Annotated in this window: 14 protein-coding genes; 11 read left to right on the forward strand and 3 right to left on the reverse strand. The window is 64.9% G+C overall.

Translation table 11 applies throughout. The annotated features are described in order from the left end of the window. The first annotated feature begins 60 nt into the window (after positions 1 to 60). The 10 genes from ACR0IR_RS11960 (at position 61) to smpB (ending at position 8,258) form a co-directional block, all read left to right on the forward strand. Complete coding sequence (locus ACR0IR_RS11960; protein ID WP_170364070.1) at positions 61 to 1,428, forward strand: MFS transporter; 1,368 nt, start codon at positions 61 to 63, stop codon at positions 1,426 to 1,428. Further along, on the forward strand, positions 1,425 to 2,288 hold the full coding sequence (mepA, locus tag ACR0IR_RS11965) for a penicillin-insensitive murein endopeptidase (RefSeq protein WP_170364071.1): 864 nt from the start codon (positions 1,425 to 1,427) through the stop codon (positions 2,286 to 2,288). The genes ACR0IR_RS11960 and mepA overlap by 4 nt, the downstream gene beginning before the upstream one ends. Beyond that, positions 2,261 to 3,145, forward strand: coding sequence for an esterase-like activity of phytase family protein (locus tag ACR0IR_RS11970; protein ID WP_170364072.1), 885 nt, complete (start codon positions 2,261 to 2,263; stop codon positions 3,143 to 3,145). The genes mepA and ACR0IR_RS11970 overlap by 28 nt, the downstream gene beginning before the upstream one ends. A 91-nt stretch (positions 3,146 to 3,236) precedes the next feature. Beyond that, entirely contained in the window at positions 3,237 to 3,884 is a 648-nt protein-coding gene (locus tag ACR0IR_RS11975; RefSeq protein ID WP_170360439.1) for a queuosine precursor transporter, read from the forward strand. Between the two features lie 264 nt (positions 3,885 to 4,148). Then, positions 4,149 to 4,568, forward strand: a complete 420-nt coding sequence (arfB, locus tag ACR0IR_RS11980; RefSeq protein ID WP_005980088.1) for an alternative ribosome rescue aminoacyl-tRNA hydrolase ArfB — start codon at positions 4,149 to 4,151, stop codon at positions 4,566 to 4,568. A 60-nt stretch (positions 4,569 to 4,628) separates the two neighbouring features. Continuing rightward, entirely contained in the window at positions 4,629 to 5,375 is a 747-nt protein-coding gene (locus ACR0IR_RS11985) for an SDR family oxidoreductase (protein WP_170364073.1), read from the forward strand. An 82-nt stretch (positions 5,376 to 5,457) separates the two neighbouring features. Continuing rightward, the gene (locus tag ACR0IR_RS11990; RefSeq protein ID WP_170364074.1) at positions 5,458 to 6,471 is read left to right on the forward strand and encodes a P1 family peptidase; all 1,014 of its coding nucleotides are present in this window, start codon (positions 5,458 to 5,460) and stop codon (positions 6,469 to 6,471) included. Between the two features lie 112 nt (positions 6,472 to 6,583). After that, positions 6,584 to 6,997, forward strand: coding sequence for a c-type cytochrome (locus ACR0IR_RS11995; protein WP_170364075.1), 414 nt, complete (start codon positions 6,584 to 6,586; stop codon positions 6,995 to 6,997). A gap of 188 nt (positions 6,998 to 7,185) precedes the next feature. Next, the gene (gene idi, locus ACR0IR_RS12000; protein WP_093964071.1) at positions 7,186 to 7,728 is read left to right on the forward strand and encodes an isopentenyl-diphosphate Delta-isomerase; all 543 of its coding nucleotides are present in this window, start codon (positions 7,186 to 7,188) and stop codon (positions 7,726 to 7,728) included. Positions 7,729 to 7,775: 47 nt separating this feature from the next. After that, positions 7,776 to 8,258, forward strand: coding sequence for an SsrA-binding protein SmpB (gene smpB / locus ACR0IR_RS12005; RefSeq protein WP_170364076.1), 483 nt, complete (start codon positions 7,776 to 7,778; stop codon positions 8,256 to 8,258). A 28-nt stretch (positions 8,259 to 8,286) separates the two neighbouring features. Here the strand turns inward: smpB and glpK are convergent, their stop codons facing one another. From glpK to panB, 3 genes are all read right to left on the reverse strand, one after another. Further along, positions 8,287 to 9,765 (reverse strand): glycerol kinase GlpK, encoded by a 1,479-nt coding sequence (gene glpK, locus ACR0IR_RS12010; RefSeq protein ID WP_170364077.1) that lies wholly within the window; start codon positions 9,763 to 9,765, stop codon positions 8,287 to 8,289. A gap of 72 nt (positions 9,766 to 9,837) precedes the next feature. After that, complete coding sequence (panC, locus tag ACR0IR_RS12015; RefSeq protein WP_170364078.1) at positions 9,838 to 10,689, reverse strand: pantoate--beta-alanine ligase; 852 nt, start codon at positions 10,687 to 10,689, stop codon at positions 9,838 to 9,840. Beyond that, positions 10,686 to 11,525 carry a 3-methyl-2-oxobutanoate hydroxymethyltransferase gene (panB, locus tag ACR0IR_RS12020; protein WP_480779116.1) on the reverse strand — a complete coding sequence of 280 codons (840 nt, stop codon included), beginning with the start codon at positions 11,523 to 11,525 and terminating at the stop codon, positions 10,686 to 10,688. Before panB ends, panC begins: the two co-directional genes overlap by 4 nt. A 171-nt stretch (positions 11,526 to 11,696) precedes the next feature. Between panB and ACR0IR_RS12025 the strand changes: the two genes are divergently transcribed. After that, positions 11,697 to 13,184 (forward strand): ABC transporter substrate-binding protein, encoded by a 1,488-nt coding sequence (locus ACR0IR_RS12025; RefSeq protein WP_480779117.1) that lies wholly within the window; start codon positions 11,697 to 11,699, stop codon positions 13,182 to 13,184. Positions 13,185 to 13,231 lie beyond the last annotated feature (47 nt).

Consider the following 13,231-nt stretch of genomic DNA (forward strand, 5'->3'; position numbering starts at 1 on the left):
ACGCTTGCGAAATGCCCCAAAGGCCCGTCTTATGAAATCAAAAGCAGGCAAGGGGCAGACATGGCAGAGATTTCCAAGCGCAGGCGCATCTGGGGCTGGTGGTTCTTCGACTGGGCCAGCCAGCCGTATCACACCCTGTTGGTGACCTTTGTCTTTGGCCCGTATTTCGCCGGTGTTGCGGCTGAATATTACGCAACCGCCGGGATGGATGCCGAAGCTGCCGCCGCGCAGGCGCAGACGGTCTGGGCCAACTGCCTGACGATCACCGGTCTGATCATCGCTTTCGGCGCGCCGCTCTTGGGGGCGATGGCCGATGTCTCGGGGCGGCGCATCCCGTGGATCTTTGCCTTTTCGGTGATGTATGCCGTGGGCTCCGCGGCGCTGTGGTTCACGCTGCCGGACGGGTCGAACATGTGGCTGATGCTGTCGGCCTTCGGTCTGGGCTTCGTGGGGGCCGAATACGCGCTGATCTTCATCAACTCGCAACTGCCCGATCTGGGGGACGACAATGAGGTGGGCGAGATCTCGGGCTCGGGCTTTGCCTTCGGCTATTTCGGCGGGCTGATTTCCTTGGCGATCATGCTGGCGCTGTTCGTCGAGCAGCCCAACGGGAAGACGCTGATCGGGATGGAGCCGCTGTTCGGTCTGGACGCCGGCACGCGCGAAGGCACGCGTTTCGTGGGGCCGTTCACCGCCGGGTGGTTCATCCTGTTCATGGTCCCGTATTTCCTGTGGGTGCGCGACGATCCCGCCGCCGACAAAAAGGGCAGCGTATCCGAGGCGCTGAGTCTGCTGGGCAAATCCGTGGCTGCCTTGCGGCACCGGGTCAGCCTTGCCAGCTATCTGGGGTCATCGATGTTCTACCGGGACGCCCTGAACGGGCTGTACAGTTTCGGCGGCGTCTATGCGCGGCTGGTGTTGGAATGGGACCTGATCAAGATTGGCGTCTTCGGCATCATCAGCGTGCTGGCTTCGGCGGTCTTCGCCTGGGTCGGCGGAAAGCTGGACCGGAAATTCGGCCCCAAGCCGGTGATCCTGACCGCGATCTGGGTTCTGATCCTGGTCTGCACCACCATCGTGTCGATGGACCGGACGCAGATCTTCGGCATCGCCCTGCCCCAAGGGTCGGGCCTGCCGGACATGGTGTTCTTTGGCTGCGGCATCCTGATCGGTGGGATGGGGGGCATTCTGCAATCGGCCAGCCGTTCGTTGATGGTGCGCCACACCGACCCGGCCGCCCCGGTCGAGAGCTTTGGCCTCTATGGTCTGTCGGGCCGCGCCACCGCTTTTGCCGCGCCTTTGCTGATCGGAATTGCAACAACCGCGACCGGCAGCGCTCGGTTGGGGGTGTCTCCGATCGTCGGGTTGTTTATTCTGGGATTGTTCCTAATGCGCTGGGTCAAACCGGAAGGGGATCAGAGCAGATGATTTCATTACGTTTTTTGGTATTTTTGGCAGGAATTGCGCTGGCCGGGGCGGCTGGGGCCCAACCGCTGGCCAAGCAGTTGTTCGGGGCTCAGAAGGACAGTTCGCAACAAAAACCGGCCGCTTTCGGCAGTTATTCGCGCGGATGCGCCGCCGGATCGGTGCAACTGCCCGAGACCGGACCCACCTGGCAGGCGATGCGTCTGTCGCGCAACCGCAACTGGGGCCACCCGCAGTCCATCGACTTCGTGCAGGACCTCAGCCGTTTTGCGGCAAAGCAACCGGGGTGGAACGGGCTTTACATCGGGGATATCAGCCAGCCGCGGGGCGGGCCTATGACCTCGGGCCACCGCAGCCACCAGCTTGGCTTGGACATCGACATCTGGATGCTGCCCGGTGACAACATGCGCCTGTCGCGCAAGGCGCGCGAGAACATCTCGTCGATCTCCTTGCGGCGCTCGAACGGCGCCTATGTGAACGGCAACTGGACGAAACAGCACCACGCCATCCTGCGCGAGGCGGCCAAGGACAAACGCGTGGCCCGCATCTTCGTGTTTCCGGGCGCCAAGGTGCAGATGTGCAAGGAAGAGAAGGGCAACCGTGCCTATCTGCGCAAGATCCGGCCCTGGTGGGGGCATCATTATCACTTCCACGTCCGGCTGAACTGCCCGCGCGGCTCGCGCGGGTGCGTCAATCAGGATCCGCCGCCCAAGGGTGACGGCTGCGCCGAGGCCGAACAGTGGGTGCGCAACATCCTGAACCCGCCGCCGCCCGACCCCAACGCGCCGCCTCCGAAGAAACGTCGTGAGTATGTTCTGGCGGATCTGCCCCAGCAATGCGCCGCCGTCTTGCAGTCCAACTGATCGCCAGCCTGTTTCTGGCCGGTTCCGCCTGGGCGGTCGAAGTCAAATCGGCCGAATATCTGGGCAGCTTTGCATGGCGCGCCGGCCATGACTGGTTCGGCGGGTTTTCCGCCATCCATGTCTCGGATGACGGGCAGCGCGCATGGGTGCTGAGCGACCGCTCCACCCTGGCATCGGTCCGCATCGAGCGGGATGGCGATGAGATTGTCGGCATCCGTATTGTTGACCACTGGCCGGTTCTGTCCAGCCGGGGACGGATCATGCCCGGCAGCTCGGGTGACTCCGAGGGGCTGGCGCTGGCGCCGGATGGCAGCTTCTACATCTCGTTCGAAGGCGTGCATCGCGTGGCCCGTTATGCCGCGCCCGGTGCCCATGCGCAGGTGCTGCCGCGCCCCAAGGCCTTTGACGCGCTCGACCAGAATGGTTCGTTCGAGGGGCTGGCCATCGACGCGCATGGCCGCCTGTACACGTTGCCCGAGAGAAGCCGCACGGCAAATGGCGACATTCCGGTCTATCGCTGGAACGGGCGCGCCTGGTCCACGCCCTTCGTCCTGGCGCAGCGGGACGGTTTTCTGCCCGTAGCGGCCGATTTCGGCCCGGACGGGCGGTTCTACGTGCTGGAACGCGCGGTCTCGCTGACCGGGTTCCGGTCGCGTCTGCGTCGGTGGCGGATCGCGGGTGATACACCTGCGGCCGAGGAAATCCTGTTCCAGACCGGAACCGGAACCCATGACAATCTCGAGGGGCTGTCGGTCTGGCGCGACGGGCAGGGGCGGTTGCGGGCCACGATGATCTCGGACGACAACTTTCTGGCGCTGCAGCGTACCGAACTGGTCGAGTATCTGCTGCCGGATTGACACGGGCCGATCCCGGGTCTAGAAGCGCGGCTTGCCTTGGGACGGTCCCTTGGCCAAGTCGCCGCTACCTTGTCAAAACGGGCATCAGAACATGCAACGCAACTTTATCCCCGGCATTCTTGCCATGGCCGCCATCGTCGTGGCCTCGAACATCCTGGTCCAGTTCCTGATCTTTGATGGGCTGTTGACCTGGGGTGCCTTCACCTACCCGCTGGCCTTTCTGGTCACCGACATCATGAACCGCGTCTATGGCGTGGGCCCGGCCCGCAAGGTCGTCTTCGCGGGCTTCGTCACCGGCGTGATCTGCTCGCTGATCGGCAGCCAGATCATGCTGCAGGGCGACGGCTTCACCTACGTCGCCGTGCCGCTGCGCATCGCCGTGGCTTCGGGAACGGCGTTCCTGATCGCGCAGCTGACCGACGTCACCGTGTTCAACGCCATGCGTGAAGGCCGCTGGTGGCGCGCGCCGCTGGTATCCACCCTGGTCGGATCGGCGCTGGATACCGCGATCTTCTTCACCATCGCCTTCTCGGCCTCGGTGACCTTCTTCGGCGCCGATGCGGATGCGGCCATCAACTGGGCGTGGGAGCCTGTGCCCTTCATGCTGTCGGGCCCCGAGGCGCCCCTGTGGGTGACGCTGGCCTTTGCCGACTGGCTGGTGAAGCTGTCGCTGGCCTTGGTCGCACTGATCCCCTTCAAGGTGATCGTCGCGCGATTGACCGCTGCACAGCCTGCTTAAAAAAAGTGCTTTGAGAATGGCGCATCTTGTGTCACGCTTCTTTTCAACCGCAACAGATAGAAAAGGAGGTGATCCAGTGTCGAGAAAGAGATTGGAGAGAGGTGTCGGAACAACCGGGGGGACCGCCTGCTAGGGCAGCCCTTGGCGGAGCGCGCGCTCCGGCTGGTCGATTGATCTAACCGACCCGACCTCCTGAACTTTCGAAGGGCCGTCCCGCCGGGGCGGCCCTTTCTGTTTCCGGGTGGCGCCTGTAAGGTCGCGCCCATGTTGCGCATCACCGACGATATCACCCTGCACGATTGGGAAATGACCGAGAGCTTCATCCGCGCCTCGGGTCCCGGTGGGCAGAACGTGAACAAGGTCTCGACCGCGGTCGAGCTGCGCTTCGAGGCGGCGCGCTCGCCCTCGCTGCCTGATCCGGTCAAGGCACGGCTGAAACGGCTGGCCGGGCGGCGCTGGACCAAGGATGGCGCGATCATCATCCAATGCGACGAGACCCGCAGCCAGGCCCGCAACCGCGAGATCGCCCGCGCCCGTCTGGCCGAGCTGATCGGCAAGGCGCTGGTCAAACCCAAGCGGCGGATCGCGACGAAACCCACCTATGGCTCGGTCAAGCGCCGGCTGGCGGCGAAAAAGGCCCGGTCCGACGTCAAGGCGCTGCGCGGCAAGGTGGCGGAAGATTGATCTGGCATCTTTCCCTGCCGTTGCTAGTCTGACCGCGACAAGCGGCAGGGAGGCAAGGCCATGAGGCTGGAGGGAAAAACCGCAATCGTGACCGGCGGCGCATCCGGGTTCGGGGCCGGGATCGTACAGAAATTCCTGTCCGAGGGCGCACGGGTGATGATCGCCGACATCAACGGGGATGCCGCGCGTCACATGGCGGCAACGCTGGGCCCTCTGGCCGACTACTGCCAAGTGGATGTCTCCGACGGCGACTCGGTCCAGGCGATGGCGGATGCGGTGCTGGGACACTACGACCATCTCGACATTCTGGTGAACAATGCCGGTGTGACCCACCTGCCGACGCCGCTGGAGGAGGTCAGCGAAGAAGATTTCGACCGCGTCTATCGCGTGAACATGAAGTCGGTCTTTCTGACTGCGCGGGCGCTGGTGCCACATATGAAAGCGCGCGGGTCGGGGGCGATCCTGAACGTCGCCTCGACCGCTGGATTGTCGCCGCGCCCGAACCTGAACTGGTACAACGCCTCCAAGGGCTGGATGATCACCGCAACCAAGACCATGGCGGTCGAACTGGCCCCGTCCGGTGTGCGCGTGAATGCGATCTGCCCGGTGGCGGGGGAAACGCCCCTGCTGAAATCCTTCATGGGCGAGGACACGCCCGAAATCCGCGCCAAGTTCCTGTCGACCATCCCGTTGGGCCGGTTCTCGACCCCGCAAGACATGGGCAACGCCGCCTGTTTCCTGTGCTCGGACGAGGCCAGCATGATCACCGGCACCGCGCTCGAGGTGGACGGGGGCCGCTGCATCTGACCGCCCCTTCATCTGGCCCAAAATATCCCCGCCGGAGGCAGCGCGCACCAGCCCGCTTTCCCGCAGCAAAGGACAAACCCAAATGACCCCCGGACCCAGAAACCTGATCACCGACGTGCCCGGCCTGCTGGTGGGCAACGCACAGGACGCGGCTCTGAAATCAGGTGTCACCGTCCTGACCGGAGATCAGCCCCTGCGGGCCTCGGTGCATGTGATGGGGGGCGCCCCGGGCACGCGCGAGACCGATCTTCTGGCCGCCGACAAGACGGTCGACCGGGTGGATGCGATCGTTCTTTCGGGTGGCTCGGCCTACGGGCTGGATGCCTGCTCGGGCGTGATGGACGCGCTGCATGCACAGGGACGTGGGTTTCAGGTGGGGCCGGCTGTGGTGCCGATCGTACCCGGGGCGATTCTGTTCGACCTGCTGAACGGCGGCGACAAGGCGTGGGGTGAAAACCCGTACCGCGCCTTGGGCCGGGCCGCATTTGACGCCGCGGCGGAGACGTTCGATCTGGGCAGCGCCGGGGCCGGAACCGGCGCGCTGACGGCCATGTGCAAGGGCGGGCTGGGCTCTGCCTCGGCGGCGTTGCCTGGCGGCGTGACCGTGGGTGCGCTGGTTGCGGCCAACCCGCTGGGCAGCGTCACCACTCCGGGCGACCGGCATTTCTGGGCCGCCCCGTTCGAGATCGGGGCCGAGTTTGGCGGGCTGGAGCCGGATGCGGCGTCCGGTCTGGGGGACCCCGCGCCCAGCCGCAAGGCCCGGGCGATGGGCCATCCCCCGCCCGACAAGGCCAACACGACCATCGCCATCGTCGCCACCGATGCCGCCCTGACCAAACCGCAATGCCAGCGCATGGCGGTGGCCGCCCATGACGGGATCGCCCGCGCCATCCTGCCCGCCCACACGCCGGGCGATGGCGACCTGGTGTTCGGCGTCAGCACGGGACGGATCCCTTCGGCCGAGGCCGATCTGGCCCTGCTGGGTCACGCCGCGGCTCTGTGCCTGACCCGTGCCATCGCACGCGCGGTCTACCATGCGAAACCGGCGCCAGGCGACCTGTTGCCGTGCTGGTCGGATCTGCAAAATACGCCTTGAAAATATACCTTTTCGGCTGCGTCAGGTCGCCGCCGCGCGTCAAATTGCGCATTGACTCTGCGTGCGTTTGATACTGGTTAAAGGGCAGCCAATTCATATCGGAGCAACGCCAATGAAACGTATCATCGCGACTGCCATCGTCGGCCTGCTGGCTGTGCCGGCCCTGGCCGAAGGCGACGCCGAAGCCGGCGCCAAGACCTTCAACAAGTGCAAGTCCTGCCACATGATCGCAACGCCCGACGGCGAAGCCATCGTCAAGGGCGGCAAAACCGGGCCGAACCTCTACGGCATTGCAGGCCGTACCGCCGGCACCGAGGAAGGCTTCAAATACGGCGACAGCCTGGTCGCGGCCGGCGAAAAAGGTCTGGTCTGGGACGAAGAAAGCTTTGTCGCCTATGTTCAGGACCCCAAGGCGTTCCTGAAAGACTACCTGGGTGAAACCTCGGCCAAGTCGAAGATGACCTTCAAGCTGAAAAAGGGTGGCGAGGACGTCTTTGCCTATCTGCAGAGCGTTTCGGCCGAATAAGCCGCACTTGCCAAAAAATCGGAACAAGTACAAAAGGCCGCAGCCCTGCGGCCTTTCGTGCGCTTGATTGAAGCGTCGATCATCGCCAGTTTTGTCGCAGACCAAAAAACACTGCGCCCAACCCGCCCGAGCATCGCGCACAGTCGCCGATGCCGCCAGACCGACGCAGTCACATCAGGAGAGGACAGATGGGAATCATGATCCCGGCTTGGGTTCATGGCGAGCTGACACCCGTGGACAAGCTGGAAGCCCACGAAAAGGGGCTCAAGCACAAGGCGGTCTCGGTCTTCGTCGTGCGGGGCACCGAGATTCTGATGCAGCGCCGCGCGCTGGGCAAATATCACACGCCCGGCCTGTGGGCGAATACCTGCTGCACCCATCCCGACTGGGACGAAAACTCCTCGGACTGCGCCGTGCGCCGCCTGCGCGAGGAGTTGGGCATTACCGGGCTGTATCCTGAATACCGGCACCGGCTGGAATATCACGCGGATGTCGGCAACGGCATGGTCGAAAACGAGGTCGTGGACGTGTTCCTGGCGCATGTACGCGGGCCGCTGAAGATCGAACCCAACCCCGATGAGGTGATGGAGATCCGCTGGATCGACTACCACGATCTGCTGGCCGAAGTGCGCCGTCACCCCGAACGGTTCACCCCGTGGCTGAAGATCTACCTGCACAACCACGCCGACACGATCTTTGGCCCCGACCTGATCATCTCGGCCAAATCCTGACGCGCCCATCTTGCAAGGGCTGACGAAGCCGCATACATCACGGCGTCATGGCCAAGCAGAAGCAGAAGACAGACCCCAACTACAAGGTGATCGCCGAAAACCGGCGGGCCCGCTTCGATTACGCGATCGAAGAGGATCTCGAGTGCGGCATCGTGCTGGAAGGGTCCGAGGTCAAGTCTCTGCGCGCGGGCGGGGCGAACATCGCCGAAAGCTATGCCGCGGTCGAGGATGGCGAACTGTGGCTGATCAACAGCTACATCGCGCCATACGAGCAGGCCAAGGCGTTCAAGCATGACGAGCGCCGCCGGCGCAAGCTGCTGGTGTCCCGCAAAGAGCTGTCGAACCTGTGGGCCGCCACGCAGCGCAAGGGCATGACCTTGGTGCCGCTGGTGCTGTATTTCAACCACAAGGGCCGGGCCAAGCTGAAGATCGGCATCGCCAAGGGCAAGAAGATCCACGACAAGCGCGAAACCCAGGCCAAGCGCGACTGGTCGCGCCAGAAACAGCGCCTGTTGAAGGATCACAGCTGACCCGGGCTGCGCCGTGGGTCAGGATGGATCAGAACGCCATGGTGGCCTGCACCGCCCGTTTCCAGCGCGCATAGGCCGCCTCGCGTTCAGCCTCGGGCAGGATCGGTTCGAACCGTTGGTCCAGCGCCCAGGTGTCGGCAAATCCGGCCTGATCGGGATAGACCCCGGCCTTCATCCCCGCCAGCCAGGCAGCGCCCAGCGCCGTGGTTTCCTGCATCACCGGCCGGTCGACCGGCGCGCCCAGAATGTCCGACAGACCCTGCATCGCCCAGTCGGACGCGCTCATCCCGCCATCGACCCGCAGGATCACGTCGGCCTCGGCGCCCCAGTCGCCCTGCATCGCGTGCCACAGGTCGCGGGTCTGGAAGGCGATGCTTTCCAACGTGGCCCGCGCGATCTCGGCCCGGCCCGAGTTGCGGGTCAGACCGAACATGGCGCCGCGGCAGTCGGGCTTCCAATAGGGCGCGCCCAGCCCGGTGAAGGCGGGCACCAGCACCACATGCTGGTTGGGGTCCGCCTGCGCCGCCAGCTCGCCGCTTTGAGGGGCCGAGTCGATGATCTTGAGCGCGTCGCGCAGCCACTGCACCGCCGCGCCCGCGATGAAGATCGAGCCTTCCAGCGCATAGGTCCGCTGACCGTCCAGCTGATAGGCGATGGTGGTCAGCAGGCGGTTTTTCGACTCCACCGGCTGCGTGCCGGTGTTCAGCAGCGCGAAACAGCCCGTGCCATAGGTGGATTTCATCATCCCAGGCTGGAAACAGGCCTGCCCGATCGTGGCGGCCTGCTGGTCGCCGGCCACGCCCAGAATCGGGATCGTCCCGCCGAACAGGCCGGTCTGGCCGAAATCGGCCGCGCAGTCGCGCACCTCGGGCAGCATCGACAGCGGCACGTCCAGAAGATCGCAGATCTCGGCGCTCCAGTTGCCCTTGTGGATGTCGAACAGCAGGGTGCGCGCGGCGTTGGTGGCGTCGGTGGCGTGGACCTGGCCCTCGGTCAGGCGCCAGATCAGGAAGCTGTCGATGGTGCCGAACAGCAGCTCGCCCGCCTCGGCCCGGTGGCGCGCGCCGGGTACGGTGTCGAGTATCCACTTGACCTTGGTGCCCGAGAAATACGGGTCGAGCAGCAGGCCGGTCTGGGCGGTCACGTCATCCTCGCAGCCCGCGTCGCGGAACCGCTGGCAGATCTCGGCGGTGCGGCGGTCCTGCCAGACGATGGCATTGTGGATGGCCTTGCCGGTCGTCTTGTCCCAGACCACGGTGGTTTCGCGCTGGTTGGTGATGCCGATCCCGGCGATCTGGTCGGCCGAGGCGCCGACCTCGTTCATCACCTGCCGGCAGACGTTCAGGACACTGTCCCAGATTTCCTCGGGGTCGTGCTCGACCCAGCCTTCCTGCGGGAAATACTGGGTGAATTCCTGCTGTGCAGTGCCCACGCGCTGCATCTGCGCGTCGAACAGGATCGCGCGCGAGGACGTGGTGCCCTGATCGATTGCCAGAATATAGGTCATGCCCGTGCTCCCCCCGGTTTTCATTTTCAGGGGACATTAGGCGATTGGTCGGGGCCGTTCCAGACCCCAGTTTCAGGCCACCGGCACGTCGATATTGTCGATCAGGCGCACGCCCTCCAGCCAAGCGGTGGCGAACAGGCGCGCGGGGCGGGTGGCGGCGGTCAGCGGCGCAAGCGTTTCGGCGCACCGCAGGTCGATATATTCCACCTCGGAAAAGCCCGCCGCCACCAGCGTGTCGCGAGCCGGCCCCATCAGATCCGCGAATGCGGCCCCCTGCGCCAGTTGCCCGGCCATGTCCTGCATCACCGCATGCATCCGCGCCCCGGTCACCAGCCCCTGGTCCGACAGGCGCTGATTGCGCGAGGACATCGCCAGCCCCGAGGGCTCGCGCACGGTGGGGCAGCCGATCACCTCGATCGGGATGTCCAGATCGCGGGCCATGCGGCGCACGACCATCAACTGCTGATAGTCCTTTTCGCCGAAATAGGCTCGGTCCGCCTGCGTCTGCAGGAACAGTTTTGCCACGACGGTTGCCACGCCGTCGAAATGTCCGGGGCGGAATTCGCCCTCCATCACGTCGGTCAGCCCGGCGACGGAAACGGTGGTGGCGAACCCGTCTGGATAGATCTGGTCCGAGTCGGGAACATAGATCGCATCGACCCCCATCGGCGCCAGCTTGGCCGCGTCGTCCTGCTCGGTGCGGGGGTACTTGGCCAGATCCTCGGGATTGTTGAACTGTTTGGGGTTGACGAAGATCGTCACGATAACCCGGTCGCAATCGGCCCGCGCCGCCTGTGCCAGCGACAGGTGACCCTGATGCAGCGCGCCCATGGTGGGCACCACGCCGATGGTCTCGCCCGCCCGGCGCCAGGCCTGGGTCTTGGCGCGCAGCTCCGAAAGGGTGCGCAGGATGGGCGCGGTCATGCCTTGCCCCCCTTGGCAGGGGCCTGATCGGCAAACACATGCTCGGCCGTGGGGAAGGTGCGGGCGCGCACCTCGGCGGCGTATTCGGCCATGGCGGCCTCGGCCAGCGGGCCCAGATCGGCATAGCGTTTGACGAATTTCGGTTTGAAGGCCGTGAAAAAGCCCAGCATGTCGTCGACCACCAGGATCTGCCCGTCACAGCCCGCCGAGGCCCCGATGCCGATGGTGGGGATGGGCACCTCGGCGGTGATCCGGTCGGCCAGACCCTGCGGAACCTTCTCGAGCACGACGGAAAACGCCCCGGCCTCGGCCACGGCGCGGGCGTCGGCCAGCACCGCATCGGCCTGTTCGTCGCGGCCCTGCACCTTATAGCCGCCCAGCGTGTTGATCGATTGCGGCGTCAGACCCACATGCGCCATCACCGGGATGCCGCGCTTGACCAGAAAGCGGATCGTCTCGGCCATCTCGACCCCGCCCTCCAGCTTGACCGCGCCGGCGCCGGTCTCGGCCATCAGCCGGGCCGCGTTGCGGAAGGCCTGCGCAGGGCTTTCTTCATAGCTGGCAAAGGGCATGTCGATGACCATCATCGCCGTCTCCAGCCCGCGCGCCACGGCCTGCCCGTGCAAGATCATCATCTCCATCGTCACGCCCAGGGTCGAGCTCAGCCCATGCAGCACCATGCCGACACTGTCGCCCACCAGGACGAAGTCGCAATGGGGGTCCATCAGCCGGGCCATCGGCGTGGTATAGGCGGTCAGGCTGACCAGCGGATCGTCCCCTTTGCGGGCGCGGATATCCTCGGCATTCGGGGCTGTCTTGCGGGCGGTGGCGCTCATGCTCGCTCCTCGCGGGGTTCATGTTGCAGCGCGGCATAGCAGATCGGCAGGGGCCAGAGAAACCCCGGTTGCGCGAACATTTCCTTGAATGACCCAAGGTTTGCAGGGACATTGATTCCGTCTGGGCCGCGTCATCCGCCGCCCATCCGCACATTCTGGGAGGGAATTTACATGACCAAGCCGTTCTTTCGCACCTTTGCCGGCGCCATGGCGCTGGGCGTGGGGCTTCTCGCCTCGCAGGCCATGGCCCGGTCGGACATCACAATCGCCATGCAGCTGGAGCCGCCGCATCTGGACCCGACCAGCGCCGCCGCACAAGCCATCGATTCGGTCGTCTACACCAACGTGTTCGAAGGGCTGACCCGGTTCATGGGCGATGGCTCGGTCGTGCCGGGGCTGGCCGAAAGCTGGGAGATTTCCGAGGACGGAAAGGTCTATACCTTCACGCTGCACGATGGCGTCACCTTTCACGATGGCACCACGATGGATGCCGAGGACGTGAAGTTCAGCCTCGACCGCGCCACCGCCGAGGACAGCGCCAATGCGCAGAAGGCCCTGTTCGCCGGGATCGAAAGCGTTGAGGTCGTGGACCCGCTGACCGTCAGAATCACTCTGGCGGAACCCAACGGCAATTTTCTGTTCAACCTGGCCTGGGGCGACGCGGTGATCGTGGCGCCCGAAAGCATCGAGGGCATCAAGACCAACCCGGTGGGCACCGGTGCCTACAAGTTCGCCGAATGGGTCCAGGGCGACCGCATCACCTTGGAGCGCAACCCGGACTACTGGGGCGATCAACCCGCGCTGGAGAAAGCCACGTTCAAGTTCATCTCGGACCCCACCGCCGCCTTCGCCGCGATGATGGCCGGGGACGTGGACGTGTTCGACAATTTCCCCGCCCCCGAGAACCTGCCGCAGTTCGAGGCCGACCCGCGATTCCAGGTGCTCGTCGGTTCGACCGAGGGCGAGACCATTCTGGCGACCAACAACAAGAAGCCGCCCTTTGACGACGTGCAGGTGCGGCAGGCGCTGGCCCATGCGATCGACCGTCAAGCGATTATCGACGGCGCGATGTTCGGCTATGGCACGCCGATCGGCACGCATTTCGCACCGCACAACCCGGCCTATGTCGATCTGACCGGCAATTCGGCGCATGACCCGGACAAGGCCCGCGCCCTGCTGGCCGAGGCCGGGTTCGCAGACGGGTTCGAAACTACGCTGCACCTGCCGCCGCCCTCCTACGCCCGCCGCGGGGGCGAGATCGTGGCCGCGCAGCTGGCCGAGGTCGGGATCAAGGCCGAGATCATCAACGTGGAATGGGCGCAGTGGCTGGAAACCGTGTTCAAGGGCAAGGATTTCGCCCTGACCATCGTCAGCCATACCGAGCCGATGGACATCGGCATCTATGCCCGGCCGGATTACTACTTCCAATATGACAACCCGGACTTCCAGGCCCTGATGGCGACGCTGAACGCCACCACCGACCCCGATGAACGCACCCGCCTTATGGGTGAGGCGCAGCGCATGATCGCCGAGGATTACGTCAACGCCTATCTGTTCCAACTTGCCAAACTGGGCGTGGCCAAGGCCGGGGTTAAGGGCCTGTGGGAAAACGCGCCCACGGCGGCCATCGACCTGACCGCGATCAGCTGGGCGGAATGAGCCTTGCGGGTCCGCACTGCGGACCTGTTTCCCCAGATTAGGGTCTG

The organism is Ruegeria sp. CF2, from assembly GCF_056537385.1.

Bases quoted from the DNA above. Each gene is read 5' to 3' on its own strand.
- ACR0IR_RS11960 (WP_170364070.1), top strand. From the start codon at position 61: ATGGCAGAGATTTCCAAGCGCAGGCGCATCTGGGGCTGGTGGTTCTTC.
- mepA (WP_170364071.1), top strand. From the start codon at position 1,425: ATGATTTCATTACGTTTTTTGGTATTTTTGGCAGGAATTGCGCTGGCC.
- ACR0IR_RS11970 (WP_170364072.1), top strand. From the start codon at position 2,261: ATGCGCCGCCGTCTTGCAGTCCAACTGATCGCCAGCCTGTTTCTGGCC.
- ACR0IR_RS11975 (WP_170360439.1), top strand. From the start codon at position 3,237: ATGCAACGCAACTTTATCCCCGGCATTCTTGCCATGGCCGCCATCGTC.
- arfB (WP_005980088.1), top strand. From the start codon at position 4,149: ATGTTGCGCATCACCGACGATATCACCCTGCACGATTGGGAAATGACC.
- ACR0IR_RS11985 (WP_170364073.1), top strand. From the start codon at position 4,629: ATGAGGCTGGAGGGAAAAACCGCAATCGTGACCGGCGGCGCATCCGGG.
- ACR0IR_RS11990 (WP_170364074.1), top strand. From the start codon at position 5,458: ATGACCCCCGGACCCAGAAACCTGATCACCGACGTGCCCGGCCTGCTG.
- ACR0IR_RS11995 (WP_170364075.1), top strand. From the start codon at position 6,584: ATGAAACGTATCATCGCGACTGCCATCGTCGGCCTGCTGGCTGTGCCG.
- idi (WP_093964071.1), top strand. From the start codon at position 7,186: ATGGGAATCATGATCCCGGCTTGGGTTCATGGCGAGCTGACACCCGTG.
- smpB (WP_170364076.1), top strand. From the start codon at position 7,776: ATGGCCAAGCAGAAGCAGAAGACAGACCCCAACTACAAGGTGATCGCC.
- glpK (WP_170364077.1), bottom strand. From the start codon at position 9,765: ATGACCTATATTCTGGCAATCGATCAGGGCACCACGTCCTCGCGCGCG.
- panC (WP_170364078.1), bottom strand. From the start codon at position 10,689: ATGACCGCGCCCATCCTGCGCACCCTTTCGGAGCTGCGCGCCAAGACC.
- panB (WP_480779116.1), bottom strand. From the start codon at position 11,525: ATGAGCGCCACCGCCCGCAAGACAGCCCCGAATGCCGAGGATATCCGC.
- ACR0IR_RS12025 (WP_480779117.1), top strand. From the start codon at position 11,697: ATGACCAAGCCGTTCTTTCGCACCTTTGCCGGCGCCATGGCGCTGGGC.